At 66.9% G+C, this 22,111-nt stretch carries 13 protein-coding genes and 2 pseudogenes; 6 read left to right on the top strand and 9 right to left on the bottom strand.

The features are described 5' to 3' along the window. The first annotated feature begins 94 nt into the window (after positions 1 to 94). Entirely contained in the window at positions 95 to 427 is a 333-nt protein-coding gene (locus BMI01S_RS21750; RefSeq protein ID WP_028230324.1) for a DUF4148 domain-containing protein, read from the top strand. On the opposite strand, the pseudogene BMI01S_RS21745 reads toward BMI01S_RS21750, so the two are convergent. Then, a pseudogene (locus BMI01S_RS21745) lies at positions 424 to 696 on the bottom strand (GPW/gp25 family protein); the annotation flags it as partial. The gene BMI01S_RS21750 and the pseudogene BMI01S_RS21745 overlap by 4 nt on opposite strands. Between BMI01S_RS21745 and BMI01S_RS21740 the strand changes: the two are divergent. From BMI01S_RS21740 to pbpC, 5 genes and pseudogenes are all read left to right on the top strand, one after another. Beyond that, positions 695 to 1,099, top strand: a pseudogene (locus tag BMI01S_RS21740) (type VI secretion system baseplate subunit TssF); the annotation flags it as partial. The pseudogenes BMI01S_RS21745 and BMI01S_RS21740 sit on opposite strands and share 2 nt — an antisense overlap. Beyond that, positions 1,096 to 2,220 (top strand): type VI secretion system baseplate subunit TssG, encoded by a 1,125-nt coding sequence (tssG, locus tag BMI01S_RS21735; RefSeq protein WP_042290512.1) that lies wholly within the window; start codon positions 1,096 to 1,098, stop codon positions 2,218 to 2,220. The pseudogene BMI01S_RS21740 and the gene tssG, both read left to right, overlap by 4 nt. 14 nt (positions 2,221 to 2,234) lie before the next feature. Further along, on the top strand, positions 2,235 to 2,765 hold the full coding sequence (gene tssJ / locus BMI01S_RS21730; RefSeq protein WP_028230326.1) for a type VI secretion system lipoprotein TssJ: 531 nt from the start codon (positions 2,235 to 2,237) through the stop codon (positions 2,763 to 2,765). A 409-nt stretch (positions 2,766 to 3,174) separates the two neighbouring features. After that, the gene (locus BMI01S_RS21725; protein ID WP_028230327.1) at positions 3,175 to 9,225 is read left to right on the top strand and encodes an alpha-2-macroglobulin family protein; all 6,051 of its coding nucleotides are present in this window, start codon (positions 3,175 to 3,177) and stop codon (positions 9,223 to 9,225) included. Continuing rightward, on the top strand, positions 9,222 to 11,504 hold the full coding sequence (gene pbpC, locus BMI01S_RS21720; RefSeq protein ID WP_042290508.1) for a penicillin-binding protein 1C: 2,283 nt from the start codon (positions 9,222 to 9,224) through the stop codon (positions 11,502 to 11,504). Before BMI01S_RS21725 ends, pbpC begins: the two co-directional genes overlap by 4 nt. Here the strand turns inward: pbpC and BMI01S_RS21715 are convergent. The 8 genes from BMI01S_RS21715 to BMI01S_RS21680 all read right to left on the bottom strand — a co-directional run bounded on the left by BMI01S_RS21715 (position 11,501) and on the right by BMI01S_RS21680 (position 21,718). Beyond that, the gene (locus tag BMI01S_RS21715) at positions 11,501 to 13,006 is read right to left on the bottom strand and encodes an efflux transporter outer membrane subunit (RefSeq protein ID WP_028230328.1); all 1,506 of its coding nucleotides are present in this window, start codon (positions 13,004 to 13,006) and stop codon (positions 11,501 to 11,503) included. The two genes, pbpC and BMI01S_RS21715, sit on opposite strands and share 4 nt — an antisense overlap. Beyond that, positions 13,003 to 14,001, bottom strand: coding sequence for an efflux RND transporter periplasmic adaptor subunit (locus BMI01S_RS21710; protein ID WP_028230329.1), 999 nt, complete (start codon positions 13,999 to 14,001; stop codon positions 13,003 to 13,005). The genes BMI01S_RS21715 and BMI01S_RS21710 overlap by 4 nt, the downstream gene beginning before the upstream one ends. A 7-nt stretch (positions 14,002 to 14,008) precedes the next feature. Then, positions 14,009 to 14,218 (bottom strand): DUF1656 domain-containing protein, encoded by a 210-nt coding sequence (locus BMI01S_RS21705; protein ID WP_028213779.1) that lies wholly within the window; start codon positions 14,216 to 14,218, stop codon positions 14,009 to 14,011. A 37-nt stretch (positions 14,219 to 14,255) separates the two neighbouring features. Continuing rightward, complete coding sequence (locus BMI01S_RS21700; RefSeq protein WP_028213778.1) at positions 14,256 to 16,388, bottom strand: FUSC family protein; 2,133 nt, start codon at positions 16,386 to 16,388, stop codon at positions 14,256 to 14,258. 17 nt (positions 16,389 to 16,405) lie between these two features. Further along, positions 16,406 to 16,870 carry a MarR family winged helix-turn-helix transcriptional regulator gene (locus BMI01S_RS21695; RefSeq protein ID WP_028213777.1) on the bottom strand — a complete coding sequence of 155 codons (465 nt, stop codon included), beginning with the start codon at positions 16,868 to 16,870 and terminating at the stop codon, positions 16,406 to 16,408. Positions 16,871 to 17,035: 165 nt separating this feature from the next. Next, complete coding sequence (locus tag BMI01S_RS21690; protein ID WP_028230330.1) at positions 17,036 to 17,740, bottom strand: HAD family hydrolase; 705 nt, start codon at positions 17,738 to 17,740, stop codon at positions 17,036 to 17,038. A gap of 261 nt (positions 17,741 to 18,001) precedes the next feature. Next, positions 18,002 to 20,410 (bottom strand): glycoside hydrolase family 31 protein, encoded by a 2,409-nt coding sequence (locus tag BMI01S_RS21685; protein WP_028230331.1) that lies wholly within the window; start codon positions 20,408 to 20,410, stop codon positions 18,002 to 18,004. Between the two features lie 39 nt (positions 20,411 to 20,449). Continuing rightward, entirely contained in the window at positions 20,450 to 21,718 is a 1,269-nt protein-coding gene (locus BMI01S_RS21680) for an MFS transporter (protein WP_028213774.1), read from the bottom strand. Positions 21,719 to 22,111 lie beyond the last annotated feature (393 nt).

The raw sequence follows: 22,111 nt of genomic DNA, 5'->3' as shown, positions 1-22,111 counted from the left end.
GTGTTTATTCGCGCGACCCACCTTCCTAGACTTGTAAGCAACGGATGCAGAGATTGCCGCTGCGCCGATTCGATCAAGTTACTGGAGGTTGGTCATGAAATCGCTCGTCAAGACTGTTGCGCTCGCTGCCGTGCTGGTTGTCCCGGCTGTTTCCTTCGCGCAGGCGCAAGTCAACAACGGACCCGTTACACGGGCCCAGGTCCGCAACGAACTGGTGCAACTCGAAGCGGCCGGCTATCGTCCGTCCGTGAACGATCTCTATTACCCCGATGATCTGCAGAAGGCCCAGGCCCGCGTGAACGCGCAAACCGCAGCCGTGGCGCCGACAAGCGGCTATGGCCCCGCCACGAGCGGCTCGTCGCAAAGCGGCGGGCGTAGCGATGGTGCGGTTAGCAGCTACTCGCCGCCGATCTATAACGCGCGTTAAGGTGCGCGCTGGCGATTGGCGAGCCGTTCCAGACGCATGCGTCCGGGTGGCTCGAAATATGTCCCGAATCTCACCAGCCCCGCCTTTTTCAGGGTGCAGACCATTGTGAAGCTCACGAGCAACCCGGGATCCGGATTCTCGTTGATCTCGATTTCGATGGAACGCAGACGGGGTTCGAACTTGAGCAGCACACTTTCCATCTGGTTGCGCAGGTCATTGACGGAGGCGGGAAGATTCCGGTAGACGTTGGTCAGGTCCGGCAATCCGTATCCACCCACCGATGACCGGTACCAGTGGCGCGTGCTCTCTCACCTTGCCGCGAACTTTCTGTCGCTGATGAACGCGGAAGTGCTGCGCGGAACGCTCGCGCTTTACGACTGGACCGATGACGAGCTGAACCGCAGGCGCCTGGCCGGCATCCTGTGGGTATCGGAGGAACTTCTCGAGGAGGTGTCGGGCGGCTCGGTCGAGCGTGGCGTCCTGATCGAGGTGACGCTCGATTCACAGGCGTTTGCGGGCGAAGGTGACGTGATGCTCTTTGGCGAGATGCTGCACCGCTTCTTTGCGATGTATGCGGAGATCAACCTGTTCACCAGGCTCTCGATCGTGAGCCTGCCATCGCAAAAGCGCACGCTCTGGCCGCGCAGCAAGGCGGAACGCTCGCCACTATGAAAATGGAACACAACGGGGAAGGCAACGCCAGGCTCGAGCCGCTGGTCGCCTCGCTGCTTGCGCGGGCACCGCAGATGAGCTTCATGCAGTTGTGCCGCCTGCTCGAGGCGGGTACGACGGATGGCGCCGGATTCGGCTCGCGCGATACGGCTGAACAGGAGCCCGTGCGCTTCGGATCGTGGCGGCGGAGCGGGTTTCCGGCCGGTGAAATCGCTGCGGTTGAATACAGCGGCAACGACGACGACTATGGTCCGCCCGCGCCGCCTGTCGTGCGGACGACCTTCATGGGGTTGTACGGCGTGGATGCGGCCATGCCGCCGCACCTGATCGACGACATCGTTCTGCGTGAGGAAGGGCATGAGGTCGTCGAACGGTTTCTCGACCAGTACGATCACCGCCTCATCACGCTGCTGTACCGGGCGTGGAAGAAGTATCGCTACCCGGAAAGCTTCCTCGCGGGGGGGCGCGATGCCCATTCGCGGAACCTGCTGACGCTGGTCGGATTCGGCTCGGGCGGCAAGCCGGAACGCGCAGGATTGCCCGATTGCCGCATGCTGGCGTTGCTGGGTCTGCTCGCGCAGAAGACACGCACGCCGGAAGGGCTCGCGGGTGTAATCGCGCTGGCGATTCCGGACGTCGAGGTTCGCGTCGACGAATTCTTTCCGGCGATGACCGGTACAGGAAAACCGCGCCCGCTCACCTCGCAGCCAGCGGCACCCGGATCGACATCAGGCGGCGGCGCAAGACGCGGTCTCGGCGGCGGGTATGTGCTCGGCAGAAGACTCGCCTATCGGAGCCGGGCCGCCCGGGTGACGCTGCGCCCGGATAACGCGCGGCAGGCTCACGACCTGCTGCCCGGCGCCTGGCTGCATCGCGAACTGATCGCTTTCGTGACGCTCTATGTTGGCACCCGCTCGGATATTCATCTGCGCATGGAAGTGTCTTCACGGATCGCGCCCCTGCCGTCCATAGGTTCGGTAGCGGAAGGCCCCGCGCCACGACTCGGGTGGACAACCGTGCTGCCCGCCGAAGAGGAGCGCATGATCAGGATTCCTCTCGGTGTGTGCGAGGCGTTCCCGAAGCCGCCGCCCAATCCCTATCTGAATCCTCAACGCGCGTAACCCCCGGAATCCGAATGTCTATCCGATCGACCCTTACCATCCTTGCGTCCGCGCTGTTGCTTCCGGCATGCGGCGCGTTGCAGACCGTATCCGATGCCACGGCGGACGCATATCACGCCGTGTTCTTCAAACAGGTCAAGGTCCTGAACGTCGATCTGTCGGCACGGGATGCCCTGAATGCCGACGACAGCGGCCGGCCGACATCGGTCGCCGTGCGCGTGTACCAGCTCAGGGATCGCAAGCTGTTCGACAAGGCGTCCTACGACGATCTCCTGAAAAACGACCGCACCGTGCTCACGCAGGATCTGCAGGACAGCATGGCGGCGGTGCTCAATCCCGGCGCAGCGGCAAGCCTCTCGCAGCCGATGCAGGCCGATACGAAGTACGTGGCCGTCGTGGCGCTGTACCGGAACCCGGGCAGCGGCGACGGCTGGAAATATGTGATCGAGAAAAAGAAGCTCGACGCGGACAAGCCACTGAAGCTCGAGCTGCTTGACCAGATCCTGCTTGCGGGAGGGGACGTGGGCGCGAAGTCGAACCGGTAACAGCCGTGGCAAGACAGTCTTCAGGTGAGGCGCCATCGGCGATGAAGTCATTGTCGGACCTTTGACAGGCTCGATGCGCCGGACCGCAGGATCGCTCGTGCCCGTCTGCGGGAAGTCTTCGCGGGTGAGCCAGCAGGTAAGGCCGCCGGAGACCGTCAGGGATAGAACGAGACCCTGGACGAAAAAGCGGCGTGCGACGCGTCCCATCCGCAGAATTCAGCACTTTCCGATATGGCCGGCGCTTCAGTCACGGCATGCTGGGCGCCGGCGCCCGCATTCGCAGCGGGGCGCCCGCCTGAGCGTGCGCAAGCGGCCATTCCCGGGGCACGCGTCCGCGCCGCGCTGTACCATACACCCGCACGCCGCCCGGCATTGGCCGCGCCGCGTGCGCGCAAACGAGGTCCGGTCGATGCAACGAATAACACGAAGAAGTGGCGGATGGTGGACGTTGGCGCTAGCCCTGGCGCTTGGCGCGTGCATGGTATGGGCGTGGCGCGCCCACGCCGCGCGCACGGTCAGCGTGTCGCCGCAGGGAACGGTGGCGCAGGTGCGTCAGGTGGTGGTGAGGTTCGACGAGGCGATGGTGGCGTTCGGCGCCCCCGACGCGAAGGATCCCGCACGCGTGCAATGCAGTAGCGCGGCGGCCGGCGCGGGCCAGGGCCGCTGGATCGACGAGAAGACATGGGCCTACGATTTCGCCGCCGACCTGCCGCCGGACGTGCAATGCAGCGTCGCGCTCGCCGATGGCCTCAAGTCGCGCGCGGGCGTGGCGGTGACAGGCGCGCGCCGCTTCACGTTCTCGACGGGTGGCCCGTTTCCCGTGAGCGTGCGGCCCTATCCCGGTGGCGGCAGCGAAATTGAGGAAAACCAGGTATTCGTGCTCAAGCTCAATGGTCCCGCGACCGCGGATTCCGTGCGCGAGCACGTCTGGTGCGAGTCGGGCGGGCTCGGCAACCGCATCCCGGTTCGGTCTGCCGACGCGCCCACGCGCGCGGCGCTGCTCAAGCATTTCCGGCTCGAAAAGGACAGCGCGAGCGTGCTCACGCTCACCTGCCAGCAGACGCTGCCCTCCAGCGCGAAGATGCAGCTCGTGTACGGCAAGGGCGTGCTGGGGCCAAACGGCACACCCAATGTCGATGAACGCCGCTTCGATTTCACCGTGCGCGCGCCGTTCACGGCGAGCATGAGCTGCGAGCGCGAGAACGCGAAGGCGCCATGCACGCCGCTGCGGCCCCTGCGTATCGACCTCAGCGCGCCGATCACCCGCGCCGACGCGCAGAAGTTCCGTCTGCAAGGCCCGAAAGGCGAAATCGCGCCCACCTTCCGGACGGGCGACAAGGATAACGAAGTCAGCACGGTCGCGTTCGCCGCGCCCTTGCCCGACCACACGACGCTGACGGTCACCGCACCAGCCGGACTCAAGGACGTCAGCGGGCGCCCGCTCGCGAACGCCGACCTGTTCCCGCTGCGCACCGCCACCGCGCCGATGCCGCCGCTCGCGAAATTCCCGTCCTCGACGTTCGGCATCATCGAACGCTATGCGGAGCCGGACACGCCCCCGCTCGTCCCGGTCACGCTGCGCAATGTCGAAGCGGACTTGCACGTGCAAGGGCTCAATGCCGGCGAGGCCAGGTTCGCGAAGCTCGCGGTGCAGTCCGATATCGACATGCGCCGCTGGATGCGTCTCGTCGACCAGTTCGACAGTTTCGGCATGAGTGAAACGTCGATCGACAGGCTGATGCCGGGCCTGCTTGCGAGGGCAAAATCGCCCGTGGTGATTCCGCGAACGGGCGAGGGCAGCGATACGAGCGGCGATGAAACGAAGGAGCGCATCATCGACGTGCGCTCGCTTTCGCTGCTCGACGGCCAGCCGGGCGTACAGACGCTCGCGCTGCCAAAGGCCGATCCTAAAACACTGCGGCCATTCGAGGTGGTAGGCATTCCCGTGCCGAAACCCGGCTTCTATGTGATCGAGCTTGCTTCGCCGTCGCTCGGTGCATCGTTGCTCGGCAAGCCCGCGCAAATGTACGTGCGCACGACCGTGCTCGTCACCAACCTCGGCGTGCATTTCAAGCAGGGCCGCGAGAACAGCGTGGTCTGGGTTACGACGCTCGACAAGGGCGAACCCGTGGTCGGCGCCCAGGTGCACGTATCGGACTGCAACGGCGATACGCTAGCCACGGGCAAGACGGATTTACACGGACTGCTGAGCATAGATGGTCCACTTTCCAACCGGCGGGAATGCGGCGAAAACAGCTATGGTGGCCTGTTCGTTTCCGCGCGCATCGACGACCCGAAGACCGGCCCGGACATGGCGTTCGTGCGGTCGGACTGGAATCGCGGCATCGAATCGTGGCGCTTCAACGTGCCGACCGATACGAGCGTAGCGCCCACGGTGCGCGCGCATACCGTCTTCGACCGCACGTTGCTGCGCGCGGGCGAGACAGTGTCGATGAAGCATTTCATCCGCGCGCAGACGATGCATGGCTTCGCGTTCCCGCAGCAGTATCCCACGCGCGTGACGATACGCCATGCCGGAAGCGGGCAGACGTGGCATCTGCCGCTCAAATGGGCCGCCGACCATACGGCCGATTCCACCTTCGCGTTGCCGCCCGAAGCGAAGCTGGGCGAATACGACGTCTCGCTCGACGACGGCGATGTGAGCGCCACCGCACCCGAAAGCAACGACAGTGCGGACGACAACGCAGACGACAGCACCGGCTCGATCCATATTAGCTACGAAAGCGGCAGCTTCCGCGTGGAAGCCTTCCGCTTGCCCGTGCTCAAAGGCACGATCGCCGTGCAAAACGAGAAGACGTCGCCGCTCGTCGCGGTCAGTCAGACGCGCGTGGCGGTGCAGATCGATTACGTGTCGGGGGGCGCGGCTTCGGGTCTTCCCGTGCAGGTTTCGGCGCTCGTGAAGGAAACCACGCCTTCATTCGCGAGCACGTATGGCGATTTCAGCTTCGCGCCGTACGTGGCCGCGACGCGAGCGAACAACGTATCCGAAGACGAGGACAACGGGCCGCGAGAAGACACCGAAGTCGCGAAGCTCGTGGCCGACAAGGAGCCGCTCACGCTTGATCGCAATGGTTCGGGCACGCTCGTGCTGAAGAACCTCCCGAGCGTGGACGCACCAAAGCGCCTCGCGCTCGAAGCGACCTTCGCGGACCCGAACGGCGAAGTGCAGACCATCAGCGGCGCGGCCACGCTCTGGCCCGCGGCCGTGGTGGCGGGCATCAAATCGGGGCATTGGGTCTCGGTGGGCCGGACGGTGCCGGTGACGGCGCTGGCGCTCGATCTGCAGGGCAAGCCGCACGCGGGGGTGAAGCTCGAAGTGCGTGGGGTCGCGAAGATCACGACTACGTCGCGCAAGCGCATGGTGGGCGGCTTCTACGCGTACGACAACCATACGGAAACGCGCGATCTCGGCACGCTGTGCAGCGGCACGAGCGACGACCACGGCCTGCTCACCTGCGACGCGAAGCTCAAGGAGCCGGGCAACATCGAACTCGTGGCCACGGCGCGCGACGGTGACGGCCGCGTATCCACGGCAACGACTTCCGTATGGGTCACGCGCGAGGAAGAACTCTGGTTCGGCAGCGAGAACACGGACCGTATCGACGTGCTGCCCGAGAAGACGAGCTACGAGCCGGGCGAGACCGCACGCTTCCAGGTGCGCATGCCATTTCGCTTCGCGACGGCGCTCGTGGCCGTGGAGCGCGAGGGCATCATCGAAACACATGTGGTGAAGCTCGACGGCCGCGACCCGACCGTCGAATTGAAAGTGAGCGACACGTGGGGGCCGAACGTGTACGTCTCGGTGCTCGCGCTGCGCGGGCGCATTCATGAAGTGCCGTGGTATTCGTTCTTCACCTGGGGCTGGAGGGCGCCGCTCGAATGGGCACGCGCGTTCTGGTACGAAGGCCGCCAGTACGAAGCGCCCACGCCGCTGGTCGATCTTTCGAAGCCCGCGTTCCGCTACGGTCTCGCGCAAATCCGCGTGGGCGACGCGGCGCACCGGCTGACGGTAAGTGTCACGCCCGACGCGAAGCGCTACCCGGTACGCGCGACCTCGCATGTACAGTTGCGCGTGCAACTTCCCGGCGGCCAGCCGGTGCCGGCGGGCACGCAGATCGCCGTGGCAGCCGTGGACGAAGCACTGCTCGAACTGATGCCCAACCGCAGCTGGGACCTGCTCGACGCCATGCTGCAGCAACGCGCTTACGGCGTGGAGACGGCGACGGCGCAGATGGAAATCGTCGGGCGGCGTCACTTCGGGCGCAAGGCGGTGCCGGCTGGTGGCGGCGGCGGGCACGCCGCCACGCGCGAGCTCTTCGATACATTGCTCTACTGGAACCCGCGCGTGACGCTCGACGCGAAGGGCGCGGCACAGGTCGACGTGCCGCTCAACGACTCGATCACGCGTTTTCGTATCGTCGCGATTGCGGCGAGCGGGGTGGCGCGCTTCGGCACGGGCAGCGCGAGCATCGAGAGCGCGCAGGATCTGCAACTGATATCGGGTCTGCCGCCGCTCGTGCGCGAGGACGATACGTTCCGCGCGCAATTCACGCTGCGCAATACGACCACGCGTGCCATGAAGGTGCTCGTCACGCCCAATGTGCCGCCGCTTTCGCTCCCCGCACAAACCGTGGACCTCGCGCCCAATGCGTCGCGTGAGATTGCGTGGACGGTCGCGGTGCCAGACGATCTCGCCGACGCGGATCGACCCGCGTTGACCTGGAACGTGAACGCGGTCGAGCAGGGCGGGGCGCACGCCGCCGACGCGGTGAAGCTCGCGCAGCAGGTGAGCGCGGCGATACCCGTGACGGTGCAGCAGGCGACGCTCGCACAGGTCGACGGCACGCTCTCGATCCCGGTCGCGCCGCCCGCGAACGCGAGCGCGACGAAGGCGGGCGTGGTACGCGGCGGCATAGCGGTATCGCTGCAACCGAAACTCGCGGACGGCCTGCCGGGCGTGCGCCGCTGGTTCGGGCGCTACCCGTTCTCATGCCTCGAACAGCAGACGTCGGTTGCAATCGGCCTGCGCGATCCGGCGCGCTGGCAAACGGTGATCGCGCGTCTGCCCGTCTATCTGGACCGCGACGGTCTCGCGAACTACTTCCCGCCCGCCGACGACAGCGCGAGCCGCGGCAGCACCGCGCTCACCGCCTATCTGCTGACGGTCACCGACGAGGCGTCGAAGCTCGATCCGCGCTTCGCGCTGCCCGACGCCTTGCGCAGCAAGATGGTGGAGGGCCTCACGCGCTTCGTCGAAGGCCGCATCGAGCGCAATCCGTGGTCGCCGCGCCGCGACCTCGATCTGCGCAAGCTCGCCGCCATCGACGCACTTTCGCGCTACGGCGCGGCGAACGCGCGCCTGTTCGGGTCGATCGAGATTGCGCCGAACCAGTGGCCCACGTCGGCCGTGATCGACTACGCGGAAAGTCTTGCGCGCATGCGCGACGTGCCCGATCGCATGGCGAAACTGGCGCAGCTCGAGCAGATCCTGCGTGCGCGTCTCACGTGGCAGGGCACGCAGCTCACGTTCTCGACGGCCGCCGGAGACGATCTGTGGTGGCTCATGACGGGCACGGAGGTGAACGCCGCGCGCCTCGCGCTCGCCTTCGTCGACAACCCCGCCTGGAAGGACGAGATGCCGAGGCTCGTTACAGGCCTGCTCGCATTGCAGCGCAACGGCGCCTGGAGCACGACGACGGCGAACGTGTATGGCTCGCTGGCGGTCGAGCGCTTCTCGCGCGTGTTCGAGCACGAACCGGTCACGGGAACGACGAGGATCCAGCTGGGCGATACATCCCGCACGATGGACTGGAACGCGGCGGCGCAAGCCGTAGCGAGCGGGGCCACGGCGGCGACACGTAACGTGCCGGCGCGCGGCACGCTCCTGCCGTGGCCGAAGCAGAACGCAGGCGCGACGCTCGCGCTCACGCACTCGGGAACGGGCAAGCCCTGGGCGACCGTGGAGAGCCTGGCCGCCGTCGCGCTGCGTGCGCCCTTCGCAGCGGGCTATCGCATCACGAAGACGATCACGCCGGTGAGCGCTGCCGTGAAGGGCGTCTACTCGCGCGGCGACGTGGTGCGCGTGCGCCTCGATATCGACGCGCAAACCGACATGACGTGGGTCGTCGTAAACGACCCGGTGCCGGCGGGGGCGACGATTCTGGGCTCGGGCCTCGGGCGCGACTCGGCCGTGGCGACGCAAGGCGAGAAGCAGGACGAAAACGGCCCCTGGCCCGCGTTCGTCGAACGCGGCTTCGACGGCTACCGCGCCTATTACGAGTTTGTGCCCAAGGGTAAGGTATCGGTGGAGTACACCGTGCGTCTGAACAACGTCGGCACGTTCGGGCTACCGCCCACGCGCGTCGAGGCGCTCTATGCGCCGGCCACGTTCGGCGTCGCGCCGAATGCCCCCATTGTCGTGAAGGCGGCAGCGCAATGAGCCCCCTGTTCGCGTCCCGGCATCGCGCTGCGCTGGCGCACGGCGCCGCGGCGCTTTGCGTAGCGTTGCTGCCGGTGCGCGCCTGGGCGTTGCCCGGTTTCGACGACGTGCGCGCCCAGTGGCAAAGCTCGGACTGGGTGCTGCTTGCCCGCGACGGCACGCCGCTGCAACGCACGCGTGTCGAGCACACGGCGCGGCGCGGCGACTGGGTGGCGCTTGCCGACGTCTCGCCGGCGTTGCGCGAGGCGATCGTCGTTTCGGAGGACAAACGATTTTACGAGCATAGCGGCGTGGACTGGCGGGGCGCGGCAGCCGCGGCCTGGGCGAACCTGTGGAATACGCGCACGCGGGGGGCATCGACGGTCACGATGCAGCTCACGGGTCTGCTGGACGACGATCCGAAGCACTCCGGGCAGCGCTCGCTCGCGCAAAAGGCGGGGCAGGCGGTGGACGCGCTGCGGCTCGAACGCAGCTGGCGCAAAGACCAGATTCTCGAGGCTTATCTGAACCTCGTGCCGTTCCGCGGCGAGACGGTGGGCCTTTCGGCGCTTTCTCAGACCTTGTTCGGCAAGGCGCCATCGGGTCTCGACGAACGAGAATCGGCGGTGGCCGCCGCGCTGATCCGTGCGCCGAACGCGCCTTATACGAAGGTCGCGCCGCGCGCGTGCCGCATTCTGCGCGACATGAGCGCCGCGAACGTCGACACTCGCTGCACGAATCTCGATGCATTCGTGCAGATGGCTTTCGCGCGCCCGGCCGTCACGGCCGCGGACCCGTCAATCGAAGGCAGCAGGGAAAACACGCCACAGCTCGCACCGCACTTCGCGCGCCAGATCGCGAACGCCGTGCATCCCGCGCCCGGCATGCGCGTGCGCTCGACGCTCGACGCGAACCTGCAACGCTATGCACGTGAGACCCTCACGCGCACGCTCATCGAGCTCAATGAACGCGCGCATCCGCGCAACGTGCAGGACGGCGCGGTCGTCGTGCTCGACAACGCAACGGGCGAGGTGCTCGCATGGGTGGGTTCCTCAGGAGGCCTTTCGAAGGCGCGCGAAGTCGATGCCGCGCTCGCACTGCGCCAGGCGGGCTCGACGCTCAAGCCGTTTCTCTACGCGGAAGCCATCGACGAACGCCGCGTGACGACGGCCTCGCTGCTCGACGACGCTCCACTCGATCTCGCGGCGGGCGGCGGGCTCTATATGCCGCAGAACTACGACAAGGGCTTCAAGGGCTGGGTGAGCGTGCGAACGGCGCTCGGTTCGTCGCTGAACGTCCCGGCGGTGCGCACGCTCGTGATGGTCACGCCGCATCGCTTCGCGAGGACGCTCACGGCGCTCGGCCTGCCGCTCACGCAAGCGGGCGACTACTACGGTTACAGTCTCGCGCTAGGCAGCGCGGATGTGAGTCTCGTCACGCTCACGAATGCGTATCGCGCGCTGGCCAATGGCGGCATGGCGAGCCCGATCGTCGAGTTGACGCCGCCCGCGAACGCGCCAGCGCGCGGCGCGTCACGGCGCGTGTTCAGCCGCGAATCGGCGTTCATCGTCACCGACGTGCTCGCCGACAACAACGCGCGCACGCGCACGTTCGACTTCGACAGCCCGCTCGCCACGCGCATGTTCTCCGCGGTCAAGACGGGCACGAGCAAGGACATGCGCGACAACTGGACCGTGGGCTTTACGTCGCGCTACACGGTAGGCGTGTGGGTGGGCAATGCGGATGGCTCGCCGATGTGGGACGTATCGGGTGTGAGCGGCGCGGCGCCCGTGTGGGCCGCGATCGTCGGCTATCTGCATCGGCGCGTGCCGAGCGTTGCGCCCGCCGCGCCGCCTGGCGTCGAACGGGTGCGCGTGCAATTCGCCGACGCGGTGGAGCCCTCGCGCAACGAATGGTTCATCGCGGGCACCGCCACACCGCAGGTCGGCCTCGCCTCGAACGCGGCCGATCTCGCACGCGGTCCTGCGCAGATCGGCAGTCCCGTGGACGGCACGATTTTCGCGCTCGATCCCGACATTCCCGCGCAGCGCCAGCGTGTCTGGTTCGAGCGCGCGACCGGCTCGACCACACGCGTGAGCTGGCGGCTGGACGGCAAGGCCCTGGGCGGCGCGGCGCGCGTGGCATGGCTGCCCTGGCCGGGCAAGCACCGGCTCGAACTCGTCGATGCGCGCGGGCAAGTGACCGACACGGTGCGCTTCGAGGTGCGCGGCGCGAACGCGAAGCAGAAGTCGGCGCGCGTAGAAGCCGCACGAGATGGCGCGTCGCCCGGGCGCCGCTAGTTACGCTGCGCCGCCGCTGCGGCAGGCGCGGTTTGCGTCCCCTGCTGCTGCGGTGTCTGCTGGTTCCCCTCCCAGCCCCCGCCCAGCGCGAGGAAGAGCCGTACCTGATCGAGCGCGACCTGGCCTTCGGCCGCGGCGACCTGGGCGTGCGCGCTGGTGAGCGTGCGCGTGGCATCGAGGTCGGAGAGGAACGCCTCGCGGCCCGCGGCATAGAGGCGATGGGTTTCGTCCGCCGACTGCCTGGCAGACTGATAAGCGGTGCGAAGCGACTCGGCGCGCTGATCGTCGGCGGCATAGGTCGCGAGGCTCGACTGCGTTTCGCGCAGCGCATTGAGCACCACGCCGTCGAAGTGCGCGAGTGCGCCGCCCGTTGCGGCCTCGGCCGCGCGCACGCGCGCGCGCTGGCCGTTGACGGGGATGGTCCAGCTGATCAGGGGTCCGAATGACCAGGCATTGGTCGCGGGGGTGAAGAGATCGCCGGTCAAGCCGACCGTCCCGACGCTCGCGCCGAACGTGATGTCGGGGTACATCTGGGCGATCGATACACCAATGCGCGCCGTCGCTGCCGCGAGCTGGCGCTCGGCCTCGCGCACGTCGGGGCGGCGCTTGAGGAGCGCGGCGCCGTCGCCCACGGGAATCGGCTGCTTGAGCTTCGGCAGGCGGTCGCACTCGAGCGCGGCGGGCGGCAGGTCCTTGGGCGCGCGTGCGAGCAGCATGGCGAGCTGATACTGGGCCACGCGGCGGCGGCCCTCGAAACGCGGGATATCGGCGGCGAGCGTGTTGGCCTGGGTCTGTCCGCGCGTCACGTCGGGCTGGTTGCCGCGGCCCGCGTCGCGCAGGCGTTTCGTGAGCGCCACGCGCTCTTTCTGCAGCCTCAGCGATTCCTGCGCAACGGCCAGCTCCTCGGCGGCCGAGCACGACTCCACGTAGGCCTGCACCACGTCGGCGACCACGGTGATGCGCGCGAGGTCGGCGGCGGCCTGGGCGGCCGCGTCGTCGGCGCGCGCGGCTTCCACGCCGCGCCTCAGCTTGCCGAACAGATCGAATTCGTACGATACGTTCAGGCCCAGATCGCCGAGGTTCGCAACGGGCACCTTTTCGAACAGGAGAAACTGCTCGCCCGACACCTGCGCGCGCTCGAAGGCCGCGTGCGCGCTGCCCGAGAAGCCGCCCTGCGCGCTGGCCACGTCGACGGCCGCGCGCGAGCGTGCGAGATTCGCCGCCGCCACGCGCAGATCCGTGTTCGACTTCAGCGCTTCCTGCACGAGCTCGTTGAGCGTGGGATCGTCGTACAGCTGCCACCAGTTGGCGGGCACGCCCTGTTGCGAGACCGGCGCACGGTCCGCGCCATCGATCGGCCCCTGCGCGAGAGGCGCATTGACGACGGCTTCCTTCGGCACCTGATAGTTGGGTCCGAGCGTGATGCATGCCCCGAGCGCGAGCGTGAGCGATGCGAGGGCGAAGTGCGGCCCAAAGCGGCGCCAGAAACTGCGGCGTGTCATTGCGAAGCTCCGGCGGCCTGGGAAGCCGCGTGCACGCCGGTGCCCGAAGCGGGCTGCGCGGCGACGGCGCCGCTAGCGCCCAGCGCGCCGCTGGCGGAATTCGCACGGCTTGCCTGCCGGTCCCTTAGCGCTTCCTCGCGCACCGCCACGGTTGCCGTGCGCCCCGCGATCATGCGGAAGTCGTCGGGCACTTCGTCGAGCGCGACGCGCACGGGAATGCGCTGCGCGAGACGCACCCAGCTGAACGCCGGATTCACGTTGGGCAGCAGGTTCGGGGCCGCCTGGCGGTCGCGGTCCTCGATCGCGGCGACGATGCTCTGCACATGGCCGCGCAGCGGACGCGATTCGCCCATGACCGTGATCTGCACGGGCTGGCCGATTTCGATGCCGTGCAGGCGCGTTTCCTCGAAGTAGCCGTCCACGCGGAACGAATGCATGTCCACGACGGCGACCACGGCGCGGCCCGCCGTCACGTACTCGCCCATCCGCGGCGCGCGGTCGTTCAGATAGCCGTCGACGGGGCTTACGATCGTCGTGCGCTGCAGATTGAGCCTGGCAGTGTCGACCTGGACCTGGGCGTCGGCCGCCGCTGCCTCGCCCTGATCGACGCGCGTGCGGCTTTCCTCCAGCGTTTCCGCCGCGACGAGATTGCCGAGCCCGACGTTGCGCGCGTATTCGCGCTTTGCCTGGGCGAGCGTGGCCTTGCGCTGCGCGAGCGTGGCCTCTGCGAGGCGCAGCGCGAGCGCATAGCGCGCCTGGTCGATCACGAACAGCACCTGGCCTTGCTTGACCTGCTGGTTGTCGACGACGTCGACGCGCGTGATGAGGCCGCCGACGTCGGGCGCGACCTGGATCACGTCGGCGCGCACGCGGCCATCGCGCGTCCACGGCGAGAACATGTAGTAGTTGACGATGCGCCACAGCACGAGTGCGGCGACGACGACGACGATGAGCGTCAGCAGGATCTTTCCTGCGGAGAACCAGGTATTTTTCACGTTCACGTTATTTCACGAAGCGATGCGACACGATGATGACGGCGGCCAGCACGAGCACATAGATGCCGAGATCGAAAATGGAACGATGCCACACGAGGCGGTAAAAGCCGACGCGGGTGAGCACCTTGCCGATCACGACGTTGATGAGGTACGCAATCAGCATCAGCACGAGCACGGCGGGCACGAACACGCCGAAGATATCGATTTCGCCGATCATGGTGCGGGTTTCGAAAAAGGATGAGAGGGATGCGCGCTCATGCCGTGGCCTCGGGATGGGAAGGCGACTGCGCCGACGCGGCCGGATAGAGCGCGAGCCGCATGCCCACGAGCGCATGCAGGGTGTTGCTCAGCCAGCGCTGCGAGACGAGCGCGCGCGGCGCCGGTTCCGCATCGGCGTCGGCCGCGGTGACTGGCGGCAGGTGCGCGCGGGCGCGCGCGGCGACGCGGCGCATGGCGTCGTCGATGGCCTCGCGCAGTGCGGGCGGCGCGCTCTGGCGCTCGCTTTCGCGCGCACAACGCGCGTAGTGTTCGCTGACGCCGGCGAGCACGCGATCGATCGCATCGGTCATGTCGCTATCGAGCTTGCGCAGCGAGCGGCGCAAATCGAGCGCATTGAGCGCGATGCGCAGATCGCGAAAGCTCTCGATCGAAGGGTGGCGATGCTCGTCGGAAGCCGCGAGACGCGGAATCAGCTGCATGAGCCTGTCGAGCATGCGCGAGGCGAGATTGCGCTGATCGGCGATGCGCGTGTGCGAGGCCGAGAGCGCGACGTCGTTCCAGCTCGAGCGCAACAGGCGCCGCGCCGCGAGTTCGGCGCCGAACGGGCGCGTGGCGCGGGTCCACAGATAGGCGAACAGGAGGCCCGCCACGCCCGCGATATTGCTGTTGAGGAACACGAGGAAGTCGGCCTCGTAGGCGCTTTGCACGCTGATGAAGGTTGCCGTGTTCACGGCCGTGAGCATCGTCACCATATTGAAAGCCGGGCGCGGAATGAGCGTGCCGACCAGGATGAACGGCCCCGCGAACAGCAGCACGAGCATGGCGAAGTCGTGCACCTTGGGCAGCGCGACGAACAGGTACAGGCCAGCGAACACCACGCTTGCCGCCGTGGCGAGGAAAAAGCGGAACACCAGCGGCGCGGGATCGTCGGAGGCCGCGAAGAAGCAGCAGGCCACGGCCGCCAGCGTCACCGCTCCTGCCCCGTCGTGCCAGCCCGAGCTGACCCACAGCCAGCAGGCCACCAGAATCGCGCTCACCGGCACGAAGCACGAGAACAACATGAGGCCGCGATCGTAGAAGCGCTCGGTCCCGCCAAGCCGCCAATGCCGGTAGCGTGGCCGCCACGTGCCGGCTTCGTGCGCGATGAGCGCGCGCAGCGCGCGGCAGTCCTGCCAGACGTCGATTACCTGGGTGAGACGCCAGAGCGCATTCGAGAGCAGGGCGCCTTGCCAGCTCGCGAGCGCGTCGTGGGCGGGCTGCAGCGCCGCGATGCGCGCACGCAGGCTGTCGGCGGTCGGATCGCCTGCGTCGTCGTGCATGTCCGCTGCGCGCCTCGGCAGCGGTTCCTCGAACCAGCGGGCCGCGTCGCGCAGCAGGCCGTCCAGGCCCTCGGGCCACACATGGAGATCGCGGCGCAGCGCGAGGAGCGGGTCGGCGAGCGCGGAAATCAGCGGCAGAAAGAGCAGCATGCGCCCGCGCAGGGATTCGGCGCGCGCCAGCGTTTGGGGATGCGCGTGGTCGTAGCTGAGCTGGCTGAGCAGAAATTCCAACTGGTTCACGGTGGCCGCGAGGCGCTGGCGGCACGCCGAAAGCGCCTTGCCGGTGATATGACCCGAGAGCGTTTCGCCGCCGTACCACGCGGCGTCGCGGAACCAGGCATCCGCGCGCTCGATCAGCGTCGGCGCGAGACGGCTCGGCAAGATGTTGCTGCCGATCACGCTCGCGCACACGATGCCGAGCGTGATCTCCTGCGTGCGCGCGATGGCCACGTCGAATATGGTCGTGGGATCGGTAACGGTAGGCAGTGCGATGAGCGGCATCGTGTAGCCCGCGAGCATGAACACATAGCTGCGCGCGGTGCGGTCGGAGATCGCCAGATACAGCAGCGTGCCGGTCCACGTGGCGACGATCACGCTGAAAAGCAGCGGCGTTTCGACGAAGGGCGGCACGAGGGCGATCGCGGCGGCCGCGCCGAGCGCCGTGCCGAGCGCGCGATAGAGCGCCTTCGAGCGCGTGGCGCCAACGAACGGATTCGAGACGATGTACACGCTCGCCATCGCCCAGTACGGGCGCGGCAGCTGGAATACGAGCGCGATATAGAGCGCGAGCATCGACGCAGCAAAGGTCTTGACCGAAAAGAGCCAGTCGCGGATGGAGGGGTAGGTCATGGGTCCGCTTTCCGCTTTCAGTCGTGTAAGGCCCGTTCAGCCTGGTCTGGAGGGACTGCGGCGTTGAACGCGTTGAGCACGCGCAGCGTCGCCTCCAGGTCGGCGCGGCTCACGCCCTTGAGCACGCGCGCGCGCAGCTCGCGCAATTCCTGCTCCATGCGGGCGGTGACGGCGCGGCCTTCTTCGGTCAATGAAATCGTTTTTGCGCGGCGGTCGTCAGGGTCTTCGTCGCGGCGCACGAGGCCGGCGGCGCAGAGCTGGTCGAGCAGACGCACGAGCGAGGGGCCCTCTATGCCCACGTGCTCCGCGAGCGTCACCTGGCGCACGGCTTCCCCGAGCCGACCGGCCGTGAGCAGCGGCGCGGCGCATGCCTCGGAGACGTTGTACGCGGTGAGCGCGCCGTGGGTCGTGCGCCGCCATTTGCGTGCTGCGACGACGAGCGTGCTGCTGACCGCGAGGCGTAAGGTATGTAGATTCGACATCCGCGGATGATAGATCAAGGCGATTCGATAGCAAACTATCTTTTTCTCTGCGCAGCCACGATCCGGATGGTATGCGAGTCGCGGGCGGGCTGCGTCGGGCGTGGTGGGCGACGATGCGCGAGACCAACAGGGATGGCGATGTTCGCGTGTTCTATAGGCGCTTAACTATCTGGCTGGCGCGTGAGACGGCGATGTCCAGCCGGCGAGCAGCGCGGGAAGCTGTGCCATGTCGGTGAAGACGTGTGCGACGCCGGCTTCGCGCAGCGCCCCGGCGCTGCTGTGGCCGGGCTCGGGCGGGCTGTAGCCGAAAACCGTGGCCCCCGCGGCGAGGCCCGCGCGCGCGCCCGTGACCGTGTCCTCGATCACGGCGCAGCGGCCAGCATGCACGCCGAGACCGTCCGCCGCCGCTAGATATACATCGGGATGCGGCTTGCTGCGCGGCGTTTCGTGGCCGCTGTAGATGTGCCCCTCGAAGCAGTCGATGAGGTCCACCTTGCGCAACTGCAGTTCCACTTTGAGCCGGTCCGCGCCCGAGGCGACGGCGATGCGTCCGTTCATGGCCGCATGCACCGCGCGCACGGCCGCGGGTGCGCCCGGGATTTCGACGAGATCGCGTTCGAGCGCCTCGTTGCGACGCGCACGAAAGCCTTCGAGCCAGGCATCGGTGATCGCGAAGCCCGTATGGGCCTCGATGCGCGCGGCTTCGTCTTTCACCGCCTTGCCGACGAAAATGCGCATGGTTTCGTCCACGGAAAGCGACCAGCCCAGCTCGCCCAGCAGCTGCGTGAGCACGACGTGGGTGATGCGTTCGGAATCGACGAGTACGCCGTCACAGTCGAACAGGACGGCGTCGAAAGGGATGAGGGACATCGTAAGCCTGGGGTTGCCTGCTGTTGACTGCTGTTGCCTTCGGTGTGGGTTGCGTCATGCGACGCGCATCGGTCATGCATTCGGATGGCGCAAGCACGAGGCGGTTCTATTGCCACGTGGTTGCGCGCGCAAGAGGGCGATGATAACCGGGGCCGCGCGTGGGCGTGGTTTTCGCGTGCAAATGCCTCGGCGTACGGGGGCGTCCGCCGTGGACGTCTTTCCCGCCGCGCGGTCGAAAGGATCCGGCGGAGCGCCCGGGCCTCAGCGTTCGACGACGATCCGGCGCCACCCGCCCATAGGTTCGTCCGCGACGATGCGGCCCGCGGAGATGGCTACGTTACGCGATTCGCCCGCTGGCAGGAAGATCTCAACGGACGTCGCCGCACGAGGCATCGGCCCGATGACTTCGACGGCGAGCGTGAGCGTGCCCGCATCGCCCTGCGCCGAGACGACCCATTCGCCGAACTCGCCGCGCCGCCACGCCTCGCTTTCGCCGTCGTCCTCGGCATAGCGGCGGCAAACGCGCTCGTTGCCTGCGAACGGCGTCACGATGAACGCGCGGCGGTCGTCGCGCCGCCCGAATTGCTGTTCCGCGACGTTCAGCGCGATCACGCTGCCTTCGCGCACCAGCATGACGGGCCGCTCCCACGGCGCGGGCAGCGTCACCCTTTGGCCCCCCTCGAACTGTTCGCCGCTCCAATAACAGGTCCAGCGCACCCCCTCGGGGAGCCAGACCTCCCGCTCCGTTTGTCCGGGTTCGACCACGGGCGCCGCGAGCAGCGAAGCGCCGACCATCATGTCGTCGGATTCCGCGTAGCAGCGCGCGTCCTCGGGGAACTCGGCGAAGGTCGGGCGCAGCACGGGCTCGTACTCCATCGTCGAATCCCAGAGCAGCTGATATAGATAAGGCAGCAGGCGATAGCGGAGCTTGAGCAGCGCCGAGACCTGTGGCGTGAGCGTGGGGTACATCCACGGCTCGTTCACGGTGCCGTCGTCGTTCCACGAGTGGATCGAGAAGCGCGGCATCCATACGCCGAACTGGATCCAGCGGATGAAAAGCTCGGGCTCGGGCGCGGGCCCCGAGAAGCCGCCGATATCGTGGCCGATGTTCGACACGCCCGAGAGCGCGAGTCCCAGCCCCATCTTCAGGTTGTAGCGCAGCGTTTCCCATGAGGTGGCGTTGTCGCCCGACCAGGTCTGCACGTAGCGATGCATGCCCACGCCGCCCGAACGCGAGACGAGGAACGGGCGTTGGCCGGGAGCGTGCTCGCGCTGCGCGTCGCGCGAGGCGCGCATCATCAGCAGCGTTTGCAGGACCTTTGCTTCGCGCGCTGGCCATGGCGTGCCGAAGCCATGCGCCATAGCGTGAGGCGACCAGAGTTCGTACTCGTTGTTGTCGTTCCAGGTGGCGGCGATGCCGTAGCGCAGCAGGGCGTCCCTCACGTGCTGCTTCCACCAGGCCACGGCGGCGGGGTTCGTGAAGTCGAGGTACGCGCCGACGTCGTCCCAGAACTGGACCCATGCGGGCTCGCCATCGCGCGTCTGGATGAGCAGGCCGTCGCGCACGGCGTGCTCGAACTCCGGATGATCGCGCAGCAGGCAGGGCTTGATGTTCGCGCACAACCTGACGCCGTGCGCCAGGTAGTCCTGAACGAAGCCTTCGATGTCGGGGAATTTCTCGCGATTCCAGTGGAATACATAGCGCTTAGCGCCGATCGATGTATAGCCCGACGACAGATGAAACGAGTCGCAGAGAATGTCGTGCTCCCGGCAACGCGCGAGGAATTCGCCCATGCGGCGCTGCGCGTCGGGCGCGTCGGTGTAGCTCATCGTCGAGCCCGAGTAGCCGAGTCCCCATTTCGGCATGAGGGCGGGGCGGCCCGTCAGCCACGTGAAGCGCCGCACGGCGGCGAGCGGCGTTTGCGGCGACGCGATGAAATAGTAGTCGAGGTCGCCGTGGTCGGCGATGAAATGGCGGTAGGGGCCGTGATAGTTGTCCAGCTCGCGGCCCATGTCGAAGGTGCAGTCCGCGAGCGTGTCGTAGAAGAGACCGAAACCCTGGCGCGTTTCGGGCTGCCAGGTCAGATAGAACGGAATGTGCTTGTAGAGCGGGTCGGTTGTCCTGGCGCTGTAGCCCATCGCGTCGACATTGGTCATCCGGTAGCTCTGGTTCGCACGATCGATCGAGCCGGCGCGTTCGCCAAGACCCAGATACATCTCGCCCGGCTGGCGGCGCACGTAATGATAGATGCGCTCGTCCCACCAGCCGAAGTTGTACGCCTGCGTCGCGCGGTCCTGTAGCACGATGCGCCAGCCGCCGTCACGGCGCATCTCCCACGTGCAGCGGCCGCCCGCCAGCGCGACGGTGAGCCGGATCTGCGTCGTCTCGATGCGGATCTCTTCCTCAGTGGAAAGGACACCGAACGAAGGCAACGCGAACCCGCTCGTGTCGAGGCGGTCGCGGCCTTCGTAGGGCACATCTTCGAGCCCCGGCGCGATGGCCCACGTGCCCGGCCCGTGAGCTTTGCCGTCCGGCAGCACACGCACGCGCACGATGTCTTGTTCTAGCACGAACACGTCAATTGCGGGGCCTTGCGTGCTTTCGAGGCGCAGGTGATGGCCTTCGTGTTTCGACAGGGCGAACCTGGGGGGATGAAGTAGCGACGTCATCGGTATTTCCTTTGTCTTGCGAGGCGCTGACACGGACGCTCATGCGCGCGCCAGTCCGTAATCGCCGCGGGACTGTCCGCGGATGAGCCACACGAGCAGTGCGGCGCCTATCAGGTCGAACGCGCCCAGGCTCGCGAACAGCGGGCCGTAGCCCACCTTGTCGGCGAGCGCCCCGACCATGAGCGAGAAGCTCAGGCCGCCGATCCACGCGGCCATGCCCGCGAAGCCGCTCGCCGTGCCGACTTCGCGCGAATCGAACACGTCGGCGGCGAGCGTGTTGACGAGCGTGGAGATCATCTGGTGCGCGAAGCCGCCCACGCAGAAGAGCGCGATGGCCGTATAGGGCGAAGCGACGAGCCCGATGCACGCGGGCCCGATCATCATGAACGCGCCGAGTACGACGCCCGTCACGCGCGACCAAAGCAGCGACAAACGGAAATGGCGCATCAGGAAGGGCGAGAGGTAGCCGCCGAGAATGCCGCCCAGGTCTGCTGCGACGAACGGCAGCCACGCGAATGCGGCAATCTGCTTGAGGTCCATATGCCGCTCAGTGGCGAGATAGAGCGGAATCCAGAAGCTGAAGGTCTGCCACGCCGGCTCGGCGAAAAAGCGCGGCAGCGCGATCGCCCAGAAGCGGCGCGAGGCCACGACGTCGCGCGTGCGCGCCTTGCCTTCCCCCGAGGGGCGGCTTTGACCTTCCATGATCAATGCACGCTCACTCTCGCTGATGCGCGGGTGGGCGGCGGGCGCGCGATAGAGCACGTACCACGCGGCGGCCCAGACGAAGCCGACCGCGCCCGTCACGATGAACGCCGTTTGCCAGCCAAAGCGCAGCGAAAAGAAGATGACGACGGGCGGCGCGAGTACGGCACCGAGTGACGTGCCCGCATTGAAATAGCCGACTGCCACCGACTTCTGCCGGTCGGGAAACCATTCCGCCACGGCCTTGAGGCCGGAAGGAATGGCGGCGGCTTCGAAGAGCCCGAGCAAACCGCGCATTGCGCCGAGCGACAGCCACCCCGTGGCGAAGCCGTGCATGACGCCCGCGGCGGACCACAGCGCCGCGAACAGCGCGAAGCCGATACGCAGCCCCACGAGGTCGACGATGATGCCGCAGACGGGTTGCATGATCGTGTAGCCGATCTGGAACGCTGCAACGATATACGAGTACTGCTGGGTGCTGAAGTTCAGCGCATGGGTGAGTTCGGGCGCGAGCACCGACAGTGAGTTGCGCGCGAGATAGTTCAGGATGGTGCCCGCGCAGACGAGGGCGATGATCCACCAGCGCAGGCCTTTGACTGTTTTCAATGTTGTCTCCCCATGTTCCCGGGTTGTTGTTGGGCGAAAATAGGTTCGCTTTACTAATTAAAGAGATGGTTCTCACATGCGAGTATTTATGCCACTGGTACACCGCTGCTATGTCATACGATGACGCACATCTGATCTGCCGCCAGATGCTATGTTTGCGGCCGGTCGGTGTCAAGGTGCGCGGACAGCGGGGACCACGCCAGTGGGCGCAATATTCTGGGCGGTTTGAGGTAGATCAGGCATCTTTCAACTAGCTTGCGTGGCGAGGCTCCTGTGCTTGACGTTGGTCTTTGTCAAACCTACGATGCCCTCGCTCATCCTGACATCGGTTGTCAGATGACAAGAAATTTGCACGCGCCGGACTGTCCATTCATGCGCTGGTTCGTGCAATAA

Origin of the sequence: Paraburkholderia mimosarum LMG 23256 = NBRC 106338, from assembly GCF_000739815.1 — a bacterium.
GTDB classification, from domain to species: domain Bacteria; phylum Pseudomonadota; class Gammaproteobacteria; order Burkholderiales; family Burkholderiaceae; genus Paraburkholderia; species Paraburkholderia mimosarum.
Note: the sequence above shows the minus strand (reverse complement) of the source record. Positions and strands in the feature narration are given on the sequence as shown.